19 protein-coding genes, 1 pseudogene and 1 riboswitch are annotated in these 22,936 nt (G+C 72.9%); of the genes and pseudogenes, 11 read left to right on the top strand and 9 right to left on the bottom strand.

The features are described from left to right. Positions 1–68: 68 nt before the first annotated feature. Both ABZT47_RS20260 and ABZT47_RS20265 read right to left on the bottom strand, forming a co-directional pair. Positions 69–1,109: a hemolysin family protein gene (locus ABZT47_RS20260; protein ID WP_354844005.1), complete on the bottom strand. Its 1,041-nt coding sequence runs from the start codon at positions 1,107–1,109 to the stop codon at positions 69–71. After that, entirely contained in the window at positions 1,106–2,473 is a 1,368-nt protein-coding gene (locus tag ABZT47_RS20265; protein WP_354844008.1) for a hemolysin family protein, read from the bottom strand. Before ABZT47_RS20265 ends, ABZT47_RS20260 begins: the two co-directional genes overlap by 4 nt. A 273-nt stretch (positions 2,474–2,746) precedes the next feature. Between ABZT47_RS20265 and ABZT47_RS20270 the strand changes: the two genes are divergently transcribed. The 4 genes from ABZT47_RS20270 to ABZT47_RS20285 all read left to right on the top strand — a co-directional run bounded on the left by ABZT47_RS20270 (position 2,747) and on the right by ABZT47_RS20285 (position 7,131). After that, complete coding sequence (locus tag ABZT47_RS20270) at positions 2,747–4,153, top strand: LCP family protein (protein WP_354844011.1); 1,407 nt, start codon at positions 2,747–2,749, stop codon at positions 4,151–4,153. A 75-nt stretch (positions 4,154–4,228) separates the two neighbouring features. Continuing rightward, a complete protein-coding gene (locus tag ABZT47_RS20275; protein WP_354844013.1) occupies positions 4,229–5,107 on the top strand; it encodes a DNA-formamidopyrimidine glycosylase family protein in 879 nt (292 codons plus the stop codon). A 197-nt stretch (positions 5,108–5,304) separates the two neighbouring features. Continuing rightward, on the top strand, positions 5,305–5,637 hold the full coding sequence (locus ABZT47_RS20280) for a rhodanese-like domain-containing protein (RefSeq protein ID WP_354844016.1): 333 nt from the start codon (positions 5,305–5,307) through the stop codon (positions 5,635–5,637). Between the two features lie 24 nt (positions 5,638–5,661). Next, positions 5,662–5,788, top strand: a riboswitch (TPP riboswitch). Beyond that, positions 5,779–7,131 carry a cytosine permease gene (locus ABZT47_RS20285; RefSeq protein ID WP_354844018.1) on the top strand — a complete coding sequence of 451 codons (1,353 nt, stop codon included), beginning with the start codon at positions 5,779–5,781 and terminating at the stop codon, positions 7,129–7,131. Its footprint overlaps the riboswitch before it by 10 nt. 65 nt (positions 7,132–7,196) lie before the next feature. Here the strand turns inward: ABZT47_RS20285 and ABZT47_RS20290 are convergent, their stop codons facing one another. After that, positions 7,197–7,760, bottom strand: coding sequence for a methylated-DNA--[protein]-cysteine S-methyltransferase (locus tag ABZT47_RS20290; RefSeq protein WP_354844020.1), 564 nt, complete (start codon positions 7,758–7,760; stop codon positions 7,197–7,199). Between the two features lie 161 nt (positions 7,761–7,921). On the opposite strand from ABZT47_RS20290, the gene ABZT47_RS20295 reads away from it, so the two are divergent. Both ABZT47_RS20295 and ABZT47_RS20300 read left to right on the top strand, forming a co-directional pair. After that, on the top strand, positions 7,922–9,808 hold the full coding sequence (locus ABZT47_RS20295) for a PAS domain S-box protein (protein WP_354844023.1): 1,887 nt from the start codon (positions 7,922–7,924) through the stop codon (positions 9,806–9,808). A 152-nt stretch (positions 9,809–9,960) separates the two neighbouring features. Further along, positions 9,961–10,395 carry an ATP-binding protein gene (locus ABZT47_RS20300; RefSeq protein WP_354844026.1) on the top strand — a complete coding sequence of 145 codons (435 nt, stop codon included), beginning with the start codon at positions 9,961–9,963 and terminating at the stop codon, positions 10,393–10,395. Here the strand turns inward: ABZT47_RS20300 and ABZT47_RS20305 are convergent. The 4 genes from ABZT47_RS20305 to ABZT47_RS20320 all read right to left on the bottom strand — a co-directional run bounded on the left by ABZT47_RS20305 (position 10,378) and on the right by ABZT47_RS20320 (position 12,921). Further along, on the bottom strand, positions 10,378–11,577 hold the full coding sequence (locus ABZT47_RS20305; RefSeq protein WP_354844029.1) for an arginine deiminase: 1,200 nt from the start codon (positions 11,575–11,577) through the stop codon (positions 10,378–10,380). The two genes, ABZT47_RS20300 and ABZT47_RS20305, sit on opposite strands and share 18 nt — an antisense overlap. 124 nt (positions 11,578–11,701) lie before the next feature. Continuing rightward, entirely contained in the window at positions 11,702–12,370 is a 669-nt protein-coding gene (gene yidC, locus ABZT47_RS20310; protein WP_354844032.1) for a membrane protein insertase YidC, read from the bottom strand. A gap of 112 nt (positions 12,371–12,482) precedes the next feature. After that, complete coding sequence (locus ABZT47_RS20315; RefSeq protein WP_354844035.1) at positions 12,483–12,752, bottom strand: DUF6412 domain-containing protein; 270 nt, start codon at positions 12,750–12,752, stop codon at positions 12,483–12,485. A gap of 1 nt (position 12,753) precedes the next feature. Then, positions 12,754–12,921, bottom strand: a complete 168-nt coding sequence (locus tag ABZT47_RS20320; RefSeq protein WP_354844038.1) for a hypothetical protein — start codon at positions 12,919–12,921, stop codon at positions 12,754–12,756. A gap of 281 nt (positions 12,922–13,202) precedes the next feature. Between ABZT47_RS20320 and ABZT47_RS20325 the strand changes: the two genes are divergently transcribed. Both ABZT47_RS20325 and ABZT47_RS20330 read left to right on the top strand, forming a co-directional pair. After that, positions 13,203–13,931 (top strand): response regulator transcription factor, encoded by a 729-nt coding sequence (locus ABZT47_RS20325; RefSeq protein WP_354844040.1) that lies wholly within the window; start codon positions 13,203–13,205, stop codon positions 13,929–13,931. A gap of 46 nt (positions 13,932–13,977) precedes the next feature. Next, positions 13,978–15,105, top strand: coding sequence for a HAMP domain-containing sensor histidine kinase (locus ABZT47_RS20330; protein ID WP_354844043.1), 1,128 nt, complete (start codon positions 13,978–13,980; stop codon positions 15,103–15,105). A 136-nt stretch (positions 15,106–15,241) separates the two neighbouring features. Here ABZT47_RS20330 and ABZT47_RS20335 read toward each other — a convergent pair whose 3' ends face one another. Next, a complete protein-coding gene (locus tag ABZT47_RS20335; RefSeq protein ID WP_354844046.1) occupies positions 15,242–15,700 on the bottom strand; it encodes a hypothetical protein in 459 nt (152 codons plus the stop codon). A 269-nt stretch (positions 15,701–15,969) separates the two neighbouring features. Between ABZT47_RS20335 and ABZT47_RS20340 the strand changes: the two genes are divergently transcribed. The 3 genes and pseudogenes from ABZT47_RS20340 to mptB form a co-directional block, all read left to right on the top strand. Then, complete coding sequence (locus tag ABZT47_RS20340; RefSeq protein ID WP_354844049.1) at positions 15,970–16,320, top strand: STAS domain-containing protein; 351 nt, start codon at positions 15,970–15,972, stop codon at positions 16,318–16,320. Between the two features lie 1,092 nt (positions 16,321–17,412). Next, positions 17,413–18,156: a glycosyltransferase gene (locus ABZT47_RS20345; protein ID WP_354844052.1), complete on the top strand. Its 744-nt coding sequence runs from the start codon at positions 17,413–17,415 to the stop codon at positions 18,154–18,156. Positions 18,157–18,604: 448 nt separating this feature from the next. Continuing rightward, positions 18,605–19,510: pseudogene (mptB, locus tag ABZT47_RS20350) on the top strand (polyprenol phosphomannose-dependent alpha 1,6 mannosyltransferase MptB); the annotation flags it as partial. Between the two features lie 595 nt (positions 19,511–20,105). Here the strand turns inward: mptB and ABZT47_RS20355 are convergent. After that, positions 20,106–22,670, bottom strand: coding sequence for a hypothetical protein (locus ABZT47_RS20355; protein WP_354844055.1), 2,565 nt, complete (start codon positions 22,668–22,670; stop codon positions 20,106–20,108). Between the last annotated feature and the right edge of the window lie 266 nt (positions 22,671–22,936).

Genomic DNA, 22,936 nt, shown 5'->3' on the forward strand with positions numbered 1-22,936 from the left:
CGCGCGATGGCCCGTTCTTCACATCCGATGTGGTCGATCCGCTCACGGATGTCTAGCCGTCCTGGCTTTCAGCCCGCTTTCGGGGTGCTTGCACGAGCGTTCAGCAGCTCGCCGACCAGGTCGCCCAGGCTCACCATGCCGGCCACCCGCCCGTCCCGGCCCACGACGAGGCCCAGATGGGCGTGGGCGTCCTGCAGGCGCTCCACGGCCTCCGGGATGGTCGCCGACGCCGGAAGGCGCGGAGCGGGGCTCATGAGCTCCTCCGGCGGCGTACCGGGGTTCAGGAGCGTGTCACGGACGTGCAGCACGCCGAGCACGTCCTCCGGGGCGCCGCCGTTGACCAGCAGCCGCAGGTGGCCGGACGCCGCCGCCGTCCGCCGCACGACCGCCTCCGGGGCGCCGGCGGGCACGGCCGTGGCCCGCGCGATGGGCACCGTCAGCCGTTCCACGGTCTGCGACTGGACGCGGAGCGCGCTGGTGAGCAGGTCGTGCTCGTCCCGGTCCAGCAGCCCCATGCGGGCCGACTCGCCGACGAGCATGGCCAGCTGAGGCGGCGTCCGGGTCGTGGCGAGCTCGTCGCGCGGCCGGACGCCGAAGGCGCGCAGCAGGCCGTTGGACAGCCCGTTGAGCGCCGCGAGCACCGGCCGGGCGATCCAGGTGAAGCCGCGGAACGGCAGGGCCAGGCCCAGGGCCGTCCGCTCAGGGCGGGTCAGCGCCCAGGACTTGGGCGCCATCTCCCCCACGACCATGTGCAGGAACGTGATGACCGCCAGGGCGATGACGTACGCCACGCCCACGCGCGCGGACTCGGGAAGCCCGACCAGCCCGAACACCGGCTCGAGCAGGTGCTCGATCGCCGGTTCGGTGACCATGGCCAGGCCCAGCGAGCACAGCGTGATGCCGAGCTGCGCGCCGGCCAGCATGAGCGAGAGCTCCCGCCCGTTGCGGAGGGCTGCGCGTCCGGCCGCCTTGGTGAGGCGGCCTCCGCCCGCGGCGGCCTCCTCCAGGCGGTGCCGGCTGCCGGACACCACGGCGAACTCGGCCGCGACGAACAGGCCGTTGCCGACGAGCAGCACGACGCCGAGCAGGAGGGCGGTGACGGAGTTCACCGGGCCTCACCGCTCATGACCGCCGCGTCGGCGGCCCGGGGCACGAGCCGCACCCGGTCGGGGATCCTGCGCTGGACGTCCAGCACGGTGACCACCGCCTCCCTCCCGGCCGGCTCGCCGGCCTCCAGAAGGTCCTGCTCGTCGGTCAGGGGGACGCTCACCTCGTCCCCGGGCTCGGCGAGGCGGCCGAGGCGCGACATGATCAGCCCGGCCACGGTCTCGTAGTCGTCGCTTTCGGGCAGGCGCAGACCGGTCGCGCGCTCCACCTCGTCCAGGCGCAGGGTGCCGCGCACGTCCCAGGTGCCGTCCTCCAGCGCGACGGCCTCGGCCGGGTCGGGATCGTTCTCGTCGACCAGCTCGCCGACGAGCTCCTCGGCCAGGTCCTCCATCGTGACGACGCCGGCGAGCCCGCCGTACTCGTCGATGACGCACGCCAGCTCGCGGCCGGAGGCGCGCATGCGCTCCCGCAGCGCGGGCAGCGGGAGCGTGGTGGGCACGAGCAGCGGCGTGACGCTGATGCGCTCGATGGGCACGTCGTCCGAGGGTGCCCGCAACAGTTCGCGCAGGCCGGTCACGCCGACGACGTCGCCGCCGTCGGCGCCGAGGACGGGATAACGGGAGTGGCCGGAGGACTTGACGGCGTCCAGCAGGTCGGAGGCGGGCCGTCCCGCACGCAGCGAGACCACGCGGGGACGAGGCACCATGACGTCCTCGGCGGTGCGGTCGCCGAACTCCAGGGCGCGCTCCAGCAGGTCGGACAGGCGCCCGGACAGCTCACCGGCCGCCTCGGACTCGGCGATGATGCGCGACAGCTCCTCCGGGGTCGCGCCGCGCTCCACCTCCTCCACCGGCTCGACGCCGACCAGGCGGAGCAGGCGGGAGGCGGAGGTGTCGAAGAAGCGGATGACCGGTCCCGCGACGGCCATGTAGGCCAGGGTGGGACGGGCCAGCCACTTGGCCGCCGGCTCGGGCCGGGCGATGCCGTAGTTCTTGGGCACCAGCTCGCCGAGCACCATCTGCACGACCGTGGCGGCGACCAGCCCGAGGGTCACGGCGACGCCCGGGATCGCGGCCTGCGGCACTCCGGCGGCGGCCAGTCCGGGGCTGATCAGCGGAGTGAGCGCGGGCTCGGTGATGAAGCCGACGAGCAAGGTGGTCACGGTGATGCCGAGCTGGGCGCCCGACAACATGAACGAGAGCCTGCCGGTGACCTTCAGAGCCCGCTCGGCGGCGGCGTCGCCCGCGGCGGCCTGCTGCCGGAGCGCCGCCCGGTCGGAGGCGACGAACGCGAACTCCTGGGCGACGAAGAAACCGGTCGTCAGGGTGAGAACAAGGACGGCGGCCAGACCGAGAACGATGGTCACAGCTCAGCCGTCCGATATTTGACGAGGCCCGTGCCGTGGCACGGGCAGGTACTCCATGGGTCCGGAGCGGACACGACTGTCCTTTCGCTAGATGTCGTCGTACACGCTAACGGCCGGGGGGCGGGCAATGTTTCCCGCGACCCAACATTGGTGACTTACTGTGACTCTGCGTACTTTTACCGGAGAAAACCTTGGTGAGAGAGCTACCGTCGCCTCCGCGACGGCGTAGCTTCGATGCAGAGATGGCTCTTGGCACAGGACGGGGACGGGAAAGTGGGCGATTGGCCGGGAAACGGCGGGTCGGGGGGATCCGACGAGACCCTAGAGGGGCCGACGCGGGCTCTCCGGCGCCCTGCTGGGGCGGGCGGCGAGGGCGCGTACGGCGCGCCGGCCGCGGGCCGGGCGGAGGGTCAGGCGGCGGGCGGGTACTCCGCCGGTCAGCCCGCGCACCGCTTCCCGCAGGGGGCGCCGGCTCACGAGGGTGAGCGCGGGCGCGGCGGCGCGCCGGCCGGCGGGCCGGACGACGACGCCACCGTCCTGCAGCAGTACGGCGCGGGAGGCGAGGCCCCGCCCACCGCGCCTTCGGGCGAGGGCCGGGGCAGGGCGTCGCGCGTGTACGGCAAGCCGCGCGCGGGGCAGGCGCCGGTGCGTCCGCTGCCCGGCACGCAGCCGCCCGGCGGGGGAAGCGGCTCGGGCGGCGACCAGCCGCCTCGTCCGCCTCGTCCTCCCCGGCGCATCGGCCGTCTGGTGCTCCGCGTCCTCGCGGTCGTGCTGGTGCTGCTGATCGTGCTCGCCGTCGGCGGGTTCTTCTGGATCAACTCCCGGCTCAACGTCGTGGACTCGCTCACCGACTACGCCGGGCGTCCGGCGGCCACCCCGGGCGAAGACTGGCTGCTGGTCGGCTCCGACAGCCGGGCCGGGCTGACGGCCGCCCAGCGCAAGAAGCTCGCCACCGGCCGGGCCGTCGGCAAGCGCACCGACACGATGATGCTCCTGCACGTGCCGGCCGGCAGCGGCCGGCCGACCCTGGTCAGCCTGCCCCGCGACTCGTTCGTGCCGATCGACGGGCACGGCAGCGACAAGCTGAACGCCGCCTACGCCTTCGGCGGCCCCAAACTGCTGGCCAAGACCGTGGAGAAGGTCACCGGCATCCGCCTCGACCACTACATGGAGATCGGGTTCGGCGGCTTCGTCGGCATCGTCGACGCGATCGGCGGGGTGAACATCTGCGTCAAGCAGAACATCAAGGACCCCAAGGCCGGCATCAACCTGAAGAAGGGCTGCCAGGACATGGAGGGCGGCACCGCGCTGGGCTTCGTCCGCACCCGGGCGACCGGCGCGATCCCCGACTTCGACCGCACCCAGCGCCAGCGGCAGTTCTTCTCGGCCGTGGTCAAGAAGGCCGCGAGCCCCGGCGTGCTGGTCAACCCCTTCCGCTCGGTGCCGCTGGCGATGGCCGCCACCGACTCGGTCGCCGTCGACGGCGGCACGGGCACCTTCGACCTGCTGTCGCTGGGGATGGCCATGAGCGGCGACCCGGTCGCCACCGCCGTCCCCATCGGCTCGCTGCCCACCATCAACGGCGCCGCGGTCGTCAAATGGGACACCCAGCGCGCGCTGCGGCTGTTCGGCTCCCTGGCCGAGGACAAGCCGGTGCCCAAGGACGTGCTCACCAAGTAGGCCCGCGGTGAGCGGCCGCGCGCGCCCGCCGGCCGCTCACCGGGCGGACCCTCGGTCAGCGGTTAGTGTGATGGCATGCCCGAGCTTCCCGAGGTGGAGTCGCTCGCCGAGTTCCTGCGCGAGCGGGCCGTCGGCCGCGTGGTCGCCGGTGTGGACGTGGTGGCCTTCCAGGCCCTGAAGACCGTGCGGCCGCCGGTCACCTCGCTCGGCGGTCTGGCGGTGACCGCCGTGGCCCGCCACGGCAAGTTCCTCGACCTCGACTGCGACGGGCTGCACTTCGTCACCCACCTGGCCCGCGGCGGCTGGCTGCGCTGGCGGGAGGATCTGTCGGGAGCCAGGCCGGTGCGTCCGGGCAAGGGGCCGCTGGCCGTGCGGCTGCGGTTCGCCCCCGAGGACGACGGCCGGGCGCCGGGCTTCGAGCTCACCGAGGCCGGCACCCAGAAGCGCCTGGCCGTCTACGTCGTCACCGATCCGGTCGAGGTGCCCGGCATCGCGAGCCTCGGCCCCGATCCGCTGGCGCCCGGCTTCACCCCCGACGTGCTCAAGGGCATCGTGAGCGGCAGCCGCACGCAGATCAAGGGGCTGCTGCGCGACCAGAAGATCATCGCGGGCATCGGCAACGCCTACTCCGACGAGGTGCTGCACGCGGCCAAGATGTCCCCCTTCAAGATCGCCGACTCGCTGAGCGACACCGCGGTCGCCGACCTGCACGAGGCGATCGTCACCACCCTGCGCGAGGCCGTCGAGCGGTCGCGCGGTCTGGCCGCCAAGGACCTCAAGACCGAGAAGAAGTCCGGCCTGCGGGTCCACGGGCGCGCCGGAGAGCCGTGCGAGGTGTGCGGGGACACGATCAGGGAGGTCTCCTTCGCCGACTCCTCCCTGCAGTACTGCCCGACCTGCCAGACCGGCGGCAAGCCGCTGGCCGACCGCAGGATGTCCCGGCTGCTCAAGTGAGGCGGCCTCGGCTCGTCCGGTGGGCCCGCTCGCCCCGGGGCCGTTCCCGCCGCGCGAGTGGTGGTCCCAGGTGGCCGGCCGCGCGGGGGCTCTGAGGTGTTTTGCGGTGCTTCGCCCGGTGCGCGAAGGGAAAACTTCCCGGCGTCACGGCGCGACAACCCTCCGTTAGCGGGCGGAAGGCTCGCGAAGCGGGGACAATGGTCGGCATGACCGTCCCAGAGATCCAGGCCGGGGCCGTGCCCGACGACGCCTACCTGCTCGACGTGCGCGAGCCCGACGAGTGGCAGGCGGGCCACGCCCCGACGGCCGTCCACATACCGCTCGGCACGCTGCAGCAGCGGGTCGAGGAGATCCCCGCCGGAGTCCCGGTGTACGTCGTGTGCCGCGTCGGCGGCCGGTCCGCCCAGGCCACCGCCTGGCTCAACCACGTGGGCCGCGAGGCCGTCAACGTCGGCGGCGGCATGCACTCGTGGGAGGCGGCCGGGCGTCCCATGGTCGCCGAGAACGGGGGGCAGCCCTACGTCGCCTGACGGCCGAATGTAATAATCGCGCAAAATACATAGCGCGGGAGCTCGGGCGTCACCGGGCTGAGAGGGCGGTTCCCAGCGAGGGCTGGGCGCGCCGCCGACCGCCGGAACCTGTCCGGGTAATGCCGGCGTAGGGAGCGTGCGATGACGTCCGCCGTCGATGAAGTCCCTCTGACCCTCGACGAGGCCCCTCCGAAGACCCTCGGATTCCTCGACCAGGGCGCCTTCTGGGCCAACCTCGGGGTGAGCCTGCTCGGCTTCTCCGGCGCCCTGTACCTTCTCGACCCGCTGGGCGGCGCACCGCTGAGCATGGTCGCGGCCGTGCTGGCCGCCGTGGTGGGCAGCCTGGTCGGCACCGTCATGGTGGGCCTGGCGGCCATCCCCGGCGCGCGCACGGGCGCGCCCGCGATGGTGCTGCTGCGCGGGCTGTTCGGGGCCCGGCTGTCGTACCTGCCGACCGTGCTGAACATCGTCCAGATGCTCGGCTGGGGGGCGTTCGAGCTGTGGGTGATCGCCAAAGGCGCGCGGGCCGTCTTCGGCGACTCCGTGCCGTACGCCGTGTGGGTACTGGTGGCCGGGGCGCTGACGATCGCCCTGACCATCCGCCCACTGGGCGCCATCCGCCTCCTGCGCCGCTTCGTGACGGCCGCCGTGGTCGTCGCGATGGTGTGGCTCGCGGTGGCGCTGCTGCGCGAGGCGCCGCACCTGGGCGGCGGGAGCTGGAACGCGTTCGCCCCCGCCGTGGACTACGTGATCGCGCTGTCGGTCTCCTGGGTCCCGGTCGCGGCGGACTACGCCCGGCACTCGCGGTCCGGGCGGGCGGCGTTCGCCGGGGTGGTCACCGGCTACACGATCGCCCAGGTGGCGTGCCTGGTGCTCGGCATCGTCGCCCTCGCCCTGGTCGGCAACGACCCTGAGCGGGTGTGGAACGCGTTCGTCGCGGTGCCGCTCGGCGCGCTGTTCTTCGGCGTCCTGGTGCTGCGGGAGGCCGACCAGTCGTTCGCCAACGTCTACTCCACGGCCATGTCCCTGCAGAACCTGCTGCCCCGGGTCGACCGGCGGGTCTTCTCGGTCGGAGTGGGCGTGCTGACGACCGGCGTCGCGCTGTTCGCCAACGTCAACTCCTACGGGGCCTTCCTCGGAGTGATCGGCGCGGTGTTCGTCCCGATGTTCGCCGTGCTCGTGGTCGACTACTTCGTGCTGGGCGGGGCCGCGCGGTGGGACACCTCGCAGGACGCGCCCTCCCGCTGGGCGATGCTCGTTCCATGGCTGCTCGGCTTCGTGGCGTACTGGGTGTTCACCGGAGCGGCCACGCTGGAGTGGTGGGACGAGCGCTGGGCGGCGCTCCGCGGACTGATCGGGTTCGAGCGGCAGCCGTGGATGAGCGCGGCGCTGGCCGCGTTCGTCGTCTCGGCGCTGGCGACGCTGCTGGTGAGCCTGCTGAGGCGGCGCGCCCGCGACGGCGCCGCCCTCACCGACGCGCCGGTGGCCCGGTAGCACCCGTCGCCTGGTCGTAGTCGGTGGCCCCGTCGTAGCCGGTCGCCGGCCTCGATCGAGTGCGCCTAGTCCGCCGCGGCCTCCAGGCGGAGCAGGACCTCCTTGGCGGCGGGGCCGCCGGCGTAACCTCCCGGCCGTCCCGGCGCCTCCAGCGCCCGGTGGCAGGGGACGATGACGCACACCGGGTTGGCCGTCAGGGCGTTGCCGATCGCGCGCAGCGCCTGCGGACGCCCGATGCGCTCGGCGATCTCGGGGTAGGTCGTCACGCGGCCGTAGGGCACGGCCATCGTCATCTGCAGCACCGTGCGGGCGAAGGGCGTGGCCAGCCGCAGGTCGACCGGAACGGTGAACGCGCGCAGCCTGCCGGAGAAGTAGGCGTCCAGCTCGCGCCGGACCGGGTCCAGGCGCCGCGGGTCGGGGCCGATGAACGTCCCGATCTCGCGGGAGACGCGGGCGAAGATGACGTGCTCGTTCTCGTAGCTGCACGCGACCACGCCGCGCGCGGTGACGGCGAGCGCGAGCGGCCCGACCGGCGTGTCGGTGGTGCCGAAGGCCACCTCGGGCGGGGTCTCGCCCACATAGCCGGGAGCGGTCACCCGCACCAGGGCCTCGAGATCCCCTGTCGTCATGGCCGTACCCCTCTCGCCTACCGGCAGCGTATCGGAGGGAGCCCTGCTCCCGGCCGTGCCGGAGGGAGTGGCGCCCATGTCATCGGCCGCTGCGCCGAATGCGATGATTCGCACATCGAAAGTGCCAAGGCGCGGGGGCAAAAACGGGCACGATGGGGGTCATGAGTGACGACAGGGGAGACAACCTCGATGACGGCTTTGCCCGCGCTGTCATCGCGAGCTCGCCCAATGCCGTCGTAACCCTCGATCGTGATCTTACCGTACTGATCTGGAACCCCGCGGCGGAGCGCCTGTTCGGCTGGTCCGCGGCCGAGATGACCGGGCGCCGGGCGCCGCTCGTGCCGGACGAGCTGGTGGCCGAGCACAACGCGGTGCTGGAACGGGTGCGCACCGGCGGCCCGGTCTCCCTGCGCACCAAGCGCCTGCGCTGCGACGGCTCGCTGCTGGACGTGGGCGTGGACATCAGTGCGCTGCGGTCGGAGGCCGGCGCGCTGCTCGGGTACGTGAGCGTCTACCACCCGGCGGAGAACGACGCGGTCGCCCGCGAGCGGGCCGCCCGCCGCGCGCGCCTCGTGCGGCGGCTCACCGACGTGGTGGGCGACATCAACGCCGAGCTGGAGCTGGAGCCGGTCCTGGACCGCATCGCCGCGAGCCTCACCGAGCTGACCGGGGCCGACGCGGGCGGCTTCGTGCTGATCGAGGACGAGCGGCTGCGGCTGGTGAGCACCCACGGCCTGCCGGAGCGGGTGAAGGGCGCGACCGCCGACCTGCACACCAGCCTGGTCGGCAAGCTGCTGCGCACCGGCAAGACCGTGCTGCTGGAGACCGGTGACCAGGCGGTGCTGGACGAGCTGATCTGGTCGGAGCTGCCCGGCCTGCACACCATCGCGCTCGGCGTCGCCGCGGTCGGCGGCCGGCCCTATGGGGCCCTGTACGCGCTGTTCGCCGAGCACAAGGCCGGCCACATCGAGCTGGAGCTGCTGGAGCTCCTCGCCGGGCACGCCGGCATCGCGCTCGCCAACGCCATGGCCTACCAGGACGCGGTGCGGCAGCGGGCGCACGAGCGCGCCGTCGTCGACGCCAGCGCGGACGGCATCGCCGTGCTCGACGGGGGCGGGCGGGTCACCCAGTGGAACCCCGCCGCGGAGGAGCTGACCGGCCTGACGGCGGCGGAGGTGATCGGCGTCCACCCGCCGTTCCCGCTGCCCGGGCCCGGCGAGAAGCTCACCACGCAACTCCCCTCCGGCCGCTGGCTGGACGTGGTCAGCGCCGGGATCGGCGAGACCGCCGAGGTCGTCGTGGACTTCCGCGACGTGACGCTGGCCAAGGAGCTCGAGGAGGCCAAGGACCTGTTCCTGGCCACCACCAGCCACGAGCTGCGCACGCCGATCACGGTCGTCCAGGGCTTCGCCAGCACCCTGGACGCGCGGTGGGACAAGCTGTCGGACGTCGAGCGGCGCTCGGCCGTGCGCACCATCGCCGAGCGGGCGCGCGACCTCGGCCGGCTCATGGACCACCTGCTCCTCGGCGCGCGGGCGGGCGGGGAGAAGTTCAAGATCCGGCTGGAGAGCTTCGACCTGGGCGAGCGCGTGCGCGCGGCGACGCTGGGCATGCCGGTGCTGTCCGACCGGCACCACGTGGAGGTGGACATCCCGGGCGACCTGCCGCTGGTCGACGGGGACGCCCTGGCCACCGACATCCTGCTCGGCCAATTGCTGGAGAACGCCTTCAAGTACTCGCCGGACGGCGGCCTGATCAGGGTGCTGGCCTGGCCGGAGGACGGCCGCGTCGTCCTGGCCGTGGACGACGAGGGCGTCGGCATCGCGCCGGAGGACCGCGAGCGGGTCTTCGAGCGGTTCGTCCAGGCCGACAGCGGCGACCGCCGGCGTTTCGGCGGCGTGGGGCTCGGGCTTTACATCGCGCGCACCCTCGCTCGTGCGCAGGGCGGTGAGGTGACCGCGCACGCGCGTCCCGGCGGTGGCACCCGAATGCGATTCGTTTTGAGCATCGCCGACGCCTATATCGGATCCGACACACCGAAGCGGTAACGAGCTGGTCACAGATGACCGCGCCTATTGTCGAATCTGCACAAGCAATGATCGCCGCGCGGTTTCCAGAACCATCGAACGGGGCATTTCGGTCGTACTGGGATGTGTTTTCCTCAGGGGGAAATGCAGGAGAACGGGGAAGTGAGGGCGTCGTGCTGTTGCCGTATGCGCCGACCAGCGTCGCCGTCGCACGCCAGCGTCTCAGCGCCGATCTCGAGGCATGCGGGGTGTTCGCCACCGCCATAGAGGACGCCGTCCTGGTGGTGAGCGAGTTGCTGAGCAATGCGTTGCGTCACGCCCACCCCCTCCCATCAGGCCAGATCATGGCCACGTGGGAGTGGGCGGAGGACCACCTCGAGGTCACGGTGAGTGACGGGGGAGCGGCCACGGAGCCCCGCGCGGGCCGGCCGGCCCTGTCCTCGCTGGGCGGCCGGGGGCTCGGCATCGTCGAGTTCCTCGCCGAGCGCTGGGGGGTGCGTCACGACGAAGACGTGACCACGGTGTGGGCGGTCATCCACGCCCCGGTCGCTGTCCTTAATTCGCAAGTTCGGACGCCCGAAATAGGGGCCCTACGCGAGTGCGGCTAGACGCTCCCTGCTTACAGGGCATGACATGCAGCGTGGACCTCCCCGGCCGCTGCCGAGTTCGCTGCCCGCAATTCGGATGACCTTCACACCCGCGGCCTCCAGGCGGGCGTTGGTCTCCACGTTGCGCTCGTAGGCCACCGCCACCCGCGGCGCCAGCGCCAGAGTGTTGTTGCCGTCATCCCACTGCTCGCGCTCCGCGGTCACCGGGTCCAGCCCGGTGTCGATCACCTTCACCCGTTCGACCCCCATGGCCTGCGCGGCCGCCTCCAGGAACGGCCGGGGCTCGAAGACGCGCAGCTCACCGCCCTCCGCCGAGGTCACGGTGTAGGCCTGCAGCGAGTAGGCGACCGGCGGGTACATGACCACGGTGTCCAAATCCACCATCGTGCAGATGGTGTCCAGGTGCATGGTGGCCCGCTGCTGGGCGATCGGCACCGCGAGGACGGTGTGCGCCAGCCCCGCGGCGAAGACCCGCCGGCACAGCCGCTCCACCCCGGCCGGAGTGGTGCGCTCGCCGGTGCCCACGGCGAGGACCCCGGGCGCCATCAGCAGCACGTCCCCGCCCTCCACGTGCTCCAGCCACGGCTCGTACAGGTGGCCGGTACCGGAGAACCTCGGGTGGTAGGTGTAGATCAACCGGGTGAGCAGGCTCTCGCGGGTGCGGGCGGGCATGGCCAGGCTCGTCACGGCCACCCGGTCGCCGATCCACACGCTGGAGTCCCTGGTGAACAGCAGGTTCGGCAGCGGGTCGATCACGAAGTCGTGGCGGTCCATCAGCTCGTACACAAGACCCCGGCCGGTCTTCAGCTCCTCGCGGGCCAGGCCCGCGATCAGAGTCTGGGTCAGGTCCTCGGGGTGCAGCTCCGAAAGGTGGCGGCGCGCCAGCTCGGCGAGCCGGTCGCCGAGCTGGCGCTCCTGGAGGACGGCGCCGATGATCTCCTCACGCCCGGCGTCGTACTCCAGCGTGTCCTGGAGCAGCTCGGTGAGGTAGAGCACCTCGACGCCGTGGTCGCGCAGCGCCTGGGCGAAGGCGTCGTGCTCCTCCTGGGCCCTGCCGACCCATGGGATGCCGTCGAAGAGCAGCTTGTCGCTGTTGCGGGGGGTCAGCCGCTTGAGCTCGGCGCCGGGACGGTGCAGGAGCACTGTCTCCAGCCGTCCGACCTCGCTGTCGGCACCGTTCATCGTTCGGACCTCCCGGTCGGCGTGCGGTCATCGTTCCCGGCATTCCACGTTAATGGCGTACAAACCTCCATGAGGGCGCGAGGTCGCCGTATCGGGCCGGCAGGGGGTGCCCGGGACGGCCGGGTCAGGCCGGCCGGGGGTACAGGACCGCGCGCTCAGCGGCCGTCCACGCGGTGCTGACCAGCAGGTACAGCCCGGCCGCGAGCGGCAGGACGGCGGCGGCGACGATCGTGCCGAACGGCAGCAGGCGCAGCGCGCGCGGAGCCACGGTGTCGTCCATCCGCCGCCAGGTCATCCAGGCGACCACCGCCAGCAGCGCGAACAGCCCGGCGAAGACCAGGACGGGCGCGCTGAACAGGCCGCCGGACGCCAGCGCGGCGGCGAAGTGCTCGCCCAGCGGCACGCCGAGGGCGCTCTGGGCGAGCAGCAGGTTGGCATGGCCGGCGATCGTCGCCGAGACGAAGACGCGGTAGACGACCATGAAGAACGGCGCCTGCGCCAGGCCGGGCAGCAGCCCGGCGAACATCGAGGTCCCCTCGGCCGCGTACAGCTTGGAGGTCTCGCGGACCAGCCGCTCGGGATCGCGGGCGAAGCGCTCGCGCAGCTTGGCCACCTGCGGTGCCAGGCGCAGCCGCGCCTTGTGGGCGGTCGCCTGCCGGACGCTGAGCGGCAGGAGCAGCAGGCGCACCGCGATGGTGCACAGGACGATCGCCGCGACCGGCCCGGTGAACGAGCCGACGGCGCCGATGAGCCGGTAGGCGAAGTCGATGACGGTGTCGAGCAGTGAAAGCATGAAAGAGCCCCATTCGTCGGTGTGCGGACATGACGAGGCGCCCGTCAGGCGTCCGGCGCCGCCGGTGGCGGGCGGGACGCCGCTCGCGCGGCCACGCTCTGGTGGCGGCGCGCTAGACGGGCGCGGGGCTGAGCGAAGGGGCTCTGGGCTGGGGACGGCCGGGCGCGGCGGGGTGGCTGAGCCGGACGAAGACCGCGTGCGCCGCGCGCGGGCGCATGCCGGCGGCCACCGCCACGGCGGGCTGCGCGGCCGGCCGGGCCAGCGCCCAGGCGAACAGGATCAGCGTGACGCCCACCAGGCCGACCGTCGCCAGCGTCCCCGGGCCGGTCTGACCGGCCAGGAGCTGCGCGAGGAGCGCGAAGGTGGCGTGGAAGGCGGTCATGTCACTTCGTCAGCTTGCCCACCACCGTGACCGCCGCCACGGCGACGACACCGATCACGGCGATGATCAGGAAGATCTTCAGGATGCCGGTGATGAGGGGGATGAGGAGCCCGAACACTACGTAGAGCGCGAGGAGGACTCCGAGGATGGTGAGCACAATGCGGGCCATATGCAGAAGGTACGTCGCACCGGCCCCGGCCGCGAGGCGACACCGATCTTTCCCCGGATCGTGACCTTCCGGACGGCAACGCACCACACGGCTCTTACGAAGTGATGACGGGTGTGGTGGCGCCCTCCCGGACGGGCTCACTGTGCGGTGTCATTGTCCGTGGGGGACGGTCCATTTCGCGTGTCGTCTGTTATGTCGGTTTTACCGGGTAGTCGATTCTGTTATTCCAGGTGCTTTGTGGCGATAAAATGTGACAAATTGGGCGAGCTGGGGGGCCGATGATGAGTACCGCTTCCCCGCCGCGCATCCTCGTCGTCGACGACGACCCGACCGTGGCCGAGGTCGTCGTCAGATACCTGGAACGTGACGGGCACACCGTCGAGAGCGTCGGCGACGGGGCCGAGGCGCTGCGCAGGGCGCTCGCCGACCCGCCCGACCTGCTCGTCCTGGACCTCATGCTCCCCGGCATGGACGGCCTGCAGGTCTGCAAGAAGCTGCGCGAACGCTGGCCGGTCCCGGTGATCATGCTGACCGCCCTCGGCGAGGAGATCGACCGTGTCGTGGGCCTGGAGACCGGCGCCGACGACTACGTCACCAAACCCTTCAGCCCGCGCGAGCTCGCACTGCGCGTCCAGTCGGTGCTGCGGCGCGCCCGAGGGGCCCTGGTCACCTCCGGGACGGGCGTGCTGCGCGACGGTGACCTGCTGGTCGACGTGGGCGCCCACGAGGTGCGCCTCGGAGAACGCGAGATCACCCTCACGGCCCGCGAGTTCGACCTGCTCGCCCACCTCATGCGCAACCCGCGCCAGGCGTTCAGCCGCGCCGCCCTGCTCGACCAGGTGTGGGGCTGGTCGTTCGGCGACACCTCGACGGTCACCGTCCACGTCCGCCGCCTGCGCGAGAAGATCGAGCCCGACCCGGCCGCGCCCCGCCGCATCGTGACCGTGTGGGGGGTCGGATACCGGTACGAGCCCGTGGACGACGCGCCCACCACGGAGAAGGACTCATGATGGGGGCACGCCGGCAGTCGACGTGCCGGTGCGGAAGCGGGCTCCGATGATCCTGCAGATCGTCGCCGTCACCGGCGGCCTCGGACTGGTGATCGCCGGGCTGGGCCTCGCGGTGCTCCGGCTGCTGCGCGGCCGGTCGATCGGCGTCATGCTGGCCGTCGTCGCGGTCGTGACCGTCGCCGCCACGCTCGCGGGCGTGGTCGCCATCACCATCGAGATGATCATCGACGGCCACCCCAAGAACGTCGTGCTCACCGTCGTCGCCGTTGCCGGGCTCGTCGGCCTCGGCGTCGCGCTGGCGGTGGCCCGGCAGGTCGTCGGCGCCAGCAGGAGCCTGGTCGCGGCCGTGGAGGACGTCAGCCCCTCCAGCGACTTCGTCCCGCCCGCCGGTCCGCTCCCGGCCGAGCTCACCACCATCGCCGAGGCGCTGGCGCAGGCGTACGAGCGGCTGCGCGAGGGACGCGAACGGGAGAGGGCCCTGGAAGGGGCGCGGCGCGAGCTGGTGGCCTGGGTCAGCCACGACCTGCGCACGCCGCTCGCCGGCATGCGCGCCATGGTCGAGGCGCTGGAGGACGGCGTCGTGGAGGACGCCCAGACCGTGCGCCGCTACCACAACCAGATCAGGCACGAGGTCGACCGGTTGTCGCACATGGTGGACGACCTGTTCGAGCTGTCGCGAATCCACGCCGGCACGCTGCGGCTCTCGCCGCACCGCGTCGGCCTCGGCGACCTGGTGGCCGACGCGCTCGCGGGTGTGGAGGCCGTGGCCAAGGCCAAGGGCGTGCGGCTGACCGGCGAAGCCGAGCCGGTGCTGCCGATCTACGCCGACGCGGCCGAACTCGGGCGCGCCCTGCGCAACCTGGTCGTCAACGCCATCAGGCACACCCCCGAGGACGGCGCCGTGGTGGTGCGGGCGGAGGCCGACGAGCGCACCGTGCGGCTGTCGGTGGCCGACTGCTGCGGCGGGATCCCCGAGGACGACCTGCCGCGCGTCTTCGACGTGGCCTTCCGCGGCGAGACCGCGCGCACCCCGGGCAAGGACGGAGGCGCCGGCCTCGGGCTCGCCATCGCCCGCGGCATCGTGGAGGCCCACGAAGGCGCCATCGCGGTCGTCAACGACGGCCCGGGCTGCCGCTTCGAGATCAGCCTGCCCATCTCTGAGTCGACCGCCTGACCGGACGGGCGCGCCGGGCCCTTCACAGGTGCGCGGCCACCGGACGGACGCGCGGGCCGTTCACAGATGCGCGGCCACCGGGCGAGCGCGCTCGCGGGTCACAGGTGTGCGGCCATCGGACGGGTACGCAGGGCCTTCACAGGTGCGCGGCCACCGGGCGGCCGGGCGCGACCGCCTCCAGCGGGCCGGGGGCGTCCACCTCGGAGAAGCCGCCGAGGGGGACGCCGGCCGGGAGGACCTCCTCCCGCGGCATGGCGGGCGGCAGGGATTCCAGCGCCTCGGACATGGCGCGGAACGTCGGGCACGGCCAGCGCCACATGCAGCTGCGGCAGCGCAGGATCGGATGCGCGGCGTCGCTGGTGATGCCGCCGGCGTCACGGGGCTGGTGCAGGTCGAGCAGGCGCAGGCCCAGCTCGGCGAAGCACAGCAGTTCCTCGCGCGCGGCCATGAGCAGGTCGAGGTCGTCGACCGTGAGCCGTGTCTTGATCGGGACGTAGCCTTCCCGGTTGAGCAATGACTGCAGCGGGAGGGCGGCGGCTCCCCAGGCGCGCGCCTTCTCGGTGCGGGCGAGAATGCTCTCCAGCCGCTCGCGCATGCATTGTCGTCCAGGATCTTCGGGTATGTCACTGTTCATCGGCGATGTCGGGCTCGTCACGCTCCACGCCCGTCCCTCCCTCTCGAAGTGACGACCGGACGCGGAGGTTCCGGGCCTCCCCCCCTTCCGGCCGAGCCGGTGTCGCATAGCGTCAAGCTTCGCGCACGGAGCGTTTCCATGAGGCCGAAACGGGGAACAAAGGGCGGACGACTCTTCGGTTATAGCGGTAGAGCGTGACCCGGGGGCGGTACGGCGCTAGTGTGCCCGCTGTGGAGCTCAAGGTCTCGACTCGATCACATGCCGGACACGCCATCTTGACGGTCGCCGGCGAAATCGACCTATATACGGCGCCTCGTCTCCAGGCGGAGTTCGCCCGCCTGCTGGAGACCGGGCCCGACAGGGTCGTCATAGACATGTCCGGCGTGGAGTTCTGCGACTCCACCGGCATGAACGTCCTGCTGTCCGCGCTCAAGAGGATGCGAGAACGCGGCGGCGTGCTGGAGGTGGCCTCGCCGCGTCCCGCCGTCCGCAAGATCCTCCAGGTGACGGGGCTGGATTCGGTGTTCACCGTGCACGACACCATCCCGGCCGAGTTGCTCACCGCCGAACACCCGGGCTGACCGCGCGGCCACCTCCCGCCGTCCTGGCCCCGGCCCGGCCGGCGGGACGTGACCGCGCGCGCAGCGCAGCCGTGCCCTCAGCACAGGGCCCTGGCCGAGCCTCCCACCGCGGCCCCCTGCACGGGGCCCCGGCGAGCCTCGCCCCAGGTCTCGACCCGGTCTCAACGAGGTCTCGGCGAAAGGCCCCGGCAGAGCCCCCGGCGAAAGCCCCGGCAGGGTGCTTGTGAGAGTTCCCGGCAGGGTTCTCGTTGGAAGTCCCGGCAGGGTTCTCGGCGAAGGTCCTCATCAGGGTCTCGCCGGGAGTCGCATGCGGGTCCCGCAAGAGGTCCCGCACGGGCTCGGCGAGGTCCGAAAGGACCTCGCACAGGGCCACGTCGATCCGGGGGGCGCGCATGAAGGCCCCAGCGGGATCTCGGCAGGGTTCGCACCTGAAATCCCCGCAAGGGACTCGGCGGGAGCCTTCGGCATGGTCCCGGCGGGAGTCCCCCGCAGGGTCTCGGACGGGGGCTCGGCAGGTCCAGCAGGGACTCGCACGAGGGCTCGGCAGGTCCTGCAAGGTCTGGCACGGGGCCGCGGTAGGGCCTCGGCGGGGTTTCGCATGGAGGTCCGGGCAGGGTCTCGGCAGGGTCGGTCTCGCCTGGAATCCTCGGCAGGGTCTCGCACGAGGCTCGGCACGGTCAGCGAGTCCCGTACGAAGCGGCGGCAGGGCCTCGGCGGCGTTGCGCATGGAGGGCCTGGCAAGGTCTGGCGTGGATCGTCCCGGCAGGGGCTTGGCGAGGTCTGGCAGGGAAGCCCCGGCAGGGGCTTGCACCGGGTTACGGCATGGCCGCGCACGGGGTCGGCTGGGGCCTCGGTGATACGGGCATGGCACTACACAAGAGGCGTGACGCGGCCTCGGTGGTACGGGCATGGCCCGTGCACAAGGGGCGTGAGGCGACCTTGGTGGTACGGGCGGCCCTACACGGGGGGCGTGACGGGGCCTTGGTGGTACCAGCATGGTCGTGCACAAGGGGCGTGACGGGGCGTTGCGCCGGCGCTGATCGGTGCTAGCGTCGGTCGACCGTCACATGGCAGCCGATCGGACGAGGAGCGATGAGCGACCCATCCGCACAGCCCGACACCGCGGTGATCATCCCGGCCAAGGACGAGGCCGACCGCATCGGCGCCACCGTGACCGCGGCGCTGGCCATCCCGGGCGTCGACCTCGTCGTGGTGGTCGACGACGGCTCGGCCGACACCACGGGCCGGGTGGCCAAGGCGGCGGGGGCGCGCGTCGTGCGCCACAGCCGCAACCGCGGCAAGGCCGCGGCGATGGAGAGCGGCGCCGAGGCGGTGCGTCTCCTCGACGAGCAGGGGGCTCGTCACCTGCTGTTCCTGGACGCCGACCTCGCCGAGACCGCCGGCCGCGCCGCGCCACTGGTCGAACCGGTGCGGGCCGGCTCCGCCGACATGACCATCGCCAGGTTCGCCACCCGGGTCAAGCTGGGCGGGCACGGCTTCGTCGTGCGTCTCGCCCGCGAGGGCATCAGGCGTGCCTCGGGCTGGGAGGCCGGCCAGCCGCTCAACGGGCAGCGGTGCCTCACCCGGGCGGCCTTCGAGGCGGCCCGCCCGCTCGCGCACGGGTTCGGGGTCGAGACCGGCATGACGATCGACCTGGTGCGCAAAGGGTTTCGCGTCATGGAGGTCGAGGTCGAGATGTCCCACCGGGCCACCGGCACCGACTGGCGCGCCCAGATCCACCGGGCTCGCCAGTTCCGGGACGTCGCGCTGGCCATCGCCGCCCGCGAGCGAGTCGTCGCCGACATCACAAGCGCCGTACGTGGCCCCCGCCGCTGATCTCCACCACACCCGCATGACCAACACCGCCCTCGACCGGCGTGATCAGTGCCCCGGCGTGGCCGGTGCCGCTTCCGTGCCGGTGCCGGTGCCGGTGTCGTTTGCGTGGCCACTGTCTCGGCGTGAGCAGTGTCGCCGCGTTACCGATGTCCCGGCGTGTCCGGGGGGTCGGTGAGGGGTGGCTCGGGTGGGGCCGCGGATGTGCTGGAATCGTGCGGTGACTCGGGTCGGGCCGGTGGGCCGTGAAGGGTGGGCGGGCGTCAGTGCCACGCGCGCCGCGCCCGGCGTCCTGGCGGTCGTCGCCGTCGCGGGCGTCGCGCTCAGCGTCCTGGTCACCGTCGCCATCGGCGCGCTCGGGCCTTCGGCCGCCGTGCCGCCGCTTCCCGGGCCGGGGTGGCAGCCGCCGTACTCGCTCTCCCTGAGGCCGGGCGACCACCTGGTCATCGCCATGGAGTCGCTGGCCGTGCTGCTGGGCGCCGCCGGCCTGGCGGCCGGGCTGCTCGCCCTGCGGCGCGGGTGGGCGCCCGATCCGCGTCTGCTGCTGCTCGGCGGCTGCCTGGCCGCCGTGGTGCTGGCCTTCCTGCCGCCCTCCGGATCGGCCGACCACCTCAACTACGCGGCCTACGGTCGGATGGCCGTCCTCGGGCACGACCCGTACGCCATGGGCGCGGACACCTTGCCCGGCGACCCGCTGGCCGCCGCGGTCGAGCGTCCGTGGCAGGAGGAGCCGAGCGTCTACGGGCCGGTGGCCACGGCCGTGCAGGCGCTGGCAGCGCTGGTCGGCGGCGGCTCGGTGCGGCTGACGGTGTTCGCGCTCGCCGCCGTCAACGCCGCCGCCTTCGTCGTGACGGCGTGGCTGCTGCACCGCACGGTGCGCGGAGACCGAGCCCGGCAGGCGCGCGCCGCGCTGCTCTGGGCCGCCAACCCGCTCGTCATTTACCAACTGGTCGCCGGAATGCACGTCGACACCCTCGCCATCGCCCTGGTCGTGGCGGCTCTGGCCGCCGGCGCGAGCGGGCGCCGCTGGGCGTCGGGGCCGCTGCTCGGCCTGGGCATCGCGGTCAAGGCCAACGCCGGCCTGGTCGCGCTCGGGCCGGCGTGGGCGCTGCGGTCGCGTCCGAGGTCGCTCGCGGTCGTGGCCGGCACGGCGACGGCGACCGTCCTGGTGGCGTACGCCCTGGCCGGGCCGCACGCCCTCGACCCCGTCCTGCACGCCACCAAGTCGATCTCGCTGGCCTCTCCGTGGCACGTGGTCCTGGGTGGACTACAGGCGACCTTCGGATCGGGGGGGTACCGGGTCTGGATCCAGGCGGGGTCCGTGGCGCTCCTGGTCTTCCTCGCCCTCACGCTGTCACGGGCCCTGCGAGAGCCGTACGGCCTGACCACGGGCCTGCTCCCGCGTACGGCAAGCGCCCGGGGCCTGCCCCAGCAGACGGCAGGCCGCGAGGACGACGGCGGGCCGCTCCGGCGGGTGATGGAGGCCGGGGACGGCGATGAGCCGCTCCGGCGGGTGGCCGGCGGTGGGGACGAGGATGGGTCGCTCTCGCGGGTGACCGGTGCCGAAGCCGATGGTGGGTCGCTCCGGCGGGTGGTGGACGCTGGGGACGGCGGTGAGTCGCTCCGGCGGGTGGCGGGCGTTGATCACGAGGACGGGTCGCTCTCGCGGGTGGGGGATGCCGGAGGCGGTGGGGGAGCGCGGGGCGCCTGGAGGGAAGAGACACGGGCGGTCTGGCGGGAAGAAGCCGGGGTCGCGGTCGTCGTTGTGGCCGCCTGGCTGTTCGCGACGCCCTATGCCCTGCCTTGGTACGACGGGCTCGGGTTCGCGCTGTTGGCGGCCGTCCCGGCGACCTTCTTGGACGGTTTCCTGGTGGCGCGGCTGGCCGTGCTCTCGGCGGCCTACCTGCCGGCCCGCCAGGAGTATCAGCCGCAGGACCTGCACAACCTGCTCGTCACGGTGCTGCGGTCCCAGGTGGTGCCGTGGATCCTGCTGGCGCTGACGGTCGCTCTGGCGTGGTGGGCACTGATCTCTGGAGCGCGCGGATCGACGCGGCGAGGGTCAGCGGCACCGCCACCGTGAGCGCCATGGCCGGAATGGCGATGCCCGAGTCGTTGACCAGGAACCCGGCCAGTGCCGTGGTGAGCACGCCGAACAGCCCCGCCCGCAGCGCCGGCGCCTGCGCGTAGGCCAGCCCGAGCGCCGGGGCCCCCCACCGCGACGGCCTGGCCAGGACGAGGAACAGGAACGCCAGGGCGGCCAGCGACAGCACGGTGAGCTGCCAGTTGCCCAGCGTGCCGAGCATCGCGCCGATCTTGCGGCCGACGACCGGCAGCGCCTCGCCGTCGGCCACCTGCTGGACGAACGCGCCCAGGTGGGTTCGCTGGTCGCTCGGCCGCAGCCAGTCGGCCACCGCGATGAGGCCGATCAGCACGGCACCGGCGACGGCGACGGCCGCCAGCCTGACCACCGTGACCCGCCGCCCGGACAACAGCAGCATGAACACCGCGAACCCCAGCACGAACGCCGGGACGCCGCCGAAGTCGGCGCCCCACCCCGGCCACCCGTCGGCGAAGATCGCCAGAAACCCGTACCCGAGGCAGACCGACAGGCCGAGCACGCGCCGGCCCCGTTCGGCCAGCACCTGCGCAACCCCGGCGAGCGCGAGGAGGGTGCCGGTCGCGTACACGGCGAAGGCGATGTTGCTGAAACCGTAGAACCGGCCGCCGGTCACCGGCTCGTACCCGGTGACCGCGTTGACCTGGAGCCGCGAGCCGGTCACCACGTCGGCCAGCAAGGCGAGCGAGGTCACCGCCGCCACGACCGTGAGCGGCCCGAGCGGGTGAGCCCGCCAGGGCCCGGCGAACGCCAGGCCGGCCAGCAGGCCGGTGAACACCATGATCGTCACGATGAGCGCGGTCATCGGACGGCTCAGGCTCCACCAGGGCACGAGTTGCGCGAGGAAGGTGGACACGGCCACGGCCCCGCTCAGCACGGCCATGACCTGTGTGGCGACCGGTACCCATGAAGCCCAGCCGCGCAGCATGCGACGCGCGCCGATACCGGCGCCGGCACGCGCCCCTACGTGAACCCCACGCGCGTCCGGAGCGCTCCCCGCTTTCCCGTCCCGCCCAGCGCCCGGTCCGGTACCCGGTGTAGTGCCTAGCCCAGCGCCCGGTCCGGTGTCTGGCCCCGCGCCTGCTTCAGTGCCTAGCCCCGCGCCTGGCCGGGTGTCCGGCCTCGCGCCCGGTCCAGTGCCTGGTTCAAGGTCTAGTGCCGCGTCTGGCCCGGTGTCCGGCCCCGCGCCTGATCCAGTGCCCGGTCCAGTGTCGAGTCCCGCGCCTGGTCCGGCGTCCGGTTCAGTGCCCGGTCCCGTGCTTGTGGAAGGGAGTGTGGTGGTGGCCGGCATGCCTGAGCCGGGCCAGCGGCGGCGCATGGCCAGGGCGGTCAGCCCGTAGAACAGGAGCTGGACGGAGACGAAGACGGCGAAGAACGGCGCCCGCACCTGCACCAGCACCCGGCTGGCGAGATCGGCGTCCGCCAGTTCGGTGACGATGCGCGAGACGTCATCCGGGGCCGAGCCACCCGAGGTCCAGGGGCGCCCCACGGCCTCGGCGGGGACCGGGGCGCCGAGCAGGCGCAGCACGGTGGTGGTGACGTCGGTGACCGCGACCAATGCGTCCTGGCGGGTCGAGGTGGCGGTGAGGTGGCCGTGGCGGTACGGCCCGGCCTGCGGGGACGGACCCTGGGCGATCGCCACGTGGAGGTGGGCGCTGGTGGAGGTGTCGGACAGGCCCGCGACCAGGATGGTGGCACCGGGGGGCACCAGGGGGAGCAGACGGCCGATCGCGCCGTCGGCCGCGGCGGCCGCTCGGGCGCGAGCGTCGGCGTCCAGGTCAGTAGTGGGGGCGTTCGCGGCGGCCGGCGGCCGGGTGATCCAGGCGCGCGCCAGGTCGTCCGCTTCGACGACGACCAGGTTGTACCGGCTCAGGTCACCGAGCGATCCCGCATTATCGGCATAGCGCTGGACGTTTCCGGTCTTGTCGGCTGCGGCGAGCGCGGCTCCCGGACCGACGGCGGCGACCGTGCCCCCGGCGTCGCGCACGGCCTGGCCCAAGGACCCGATCGTCGCGCGGTAGGACGTGGCGGCATTGAACGACGCCAGCGCCGGCCAGCCGGGCACGCTCGCCGAGCCGTCCAGGCTCACCTGGGGAACCGGGAGCGGCGCACACTCGCTCGCCGCCGAGCCGGCTCGCCTGCCCGCCGACACCGTCAGCCATCCGGCGACCGGGCACGTGCTGGCGTGGTCGGGCCGGGGGTAGGCGCGGGTCGACATCGACGCCGAAGCGCCGTTCGCGACGAGCTTCCACAGGTTGGGCGTTCCACTCTGGCTGATGTCCGCCCATTGCAACCCGGGGACCCCGACGAGCACGACCCGCCCGGTGGCCGCCCCGCCGGTACGGGTGTGACCCGGCGCGCGAGGACTCACCCCGGCCCCGGCGGCCGGCGCGTCCGCCATTTGCGCCCGCCCGGCGGCCCGCGGGTCGGCCGTCCCCGCATGGGTGGCGGTTGTGCGCGTGTCCGTCGTCTCCGCGTGGAGGGCCTGGGTGTGCGCTGCCCCGGCATGGGCGGCGGTGGCCTGGGGGCCGGTTGTTCCCGCTTGGGCGGTGGCGTGGATGTCCGTTGTGCCCGTGTGGGTGGTCTTTGTGTCTGTCGTTTCGGTAGGTGTGGTGGTGGCCCGCGGGGGCGTTGTTCTCGCGTGGGCGGTGGTGGGCAGGACGGCGA

Origin of the sequence: Sphaerisporangium sp. NPDC005289, assembly GCF_040607455.1 — a bacterium.
Classification (GTDB): Bacteria; Actinomycetota; Actinomycetes; order Streptosporangiales; family Streptosporangiaceae; genus Sphaerisporangium; species Sphaerisporangium rhizosphaerae.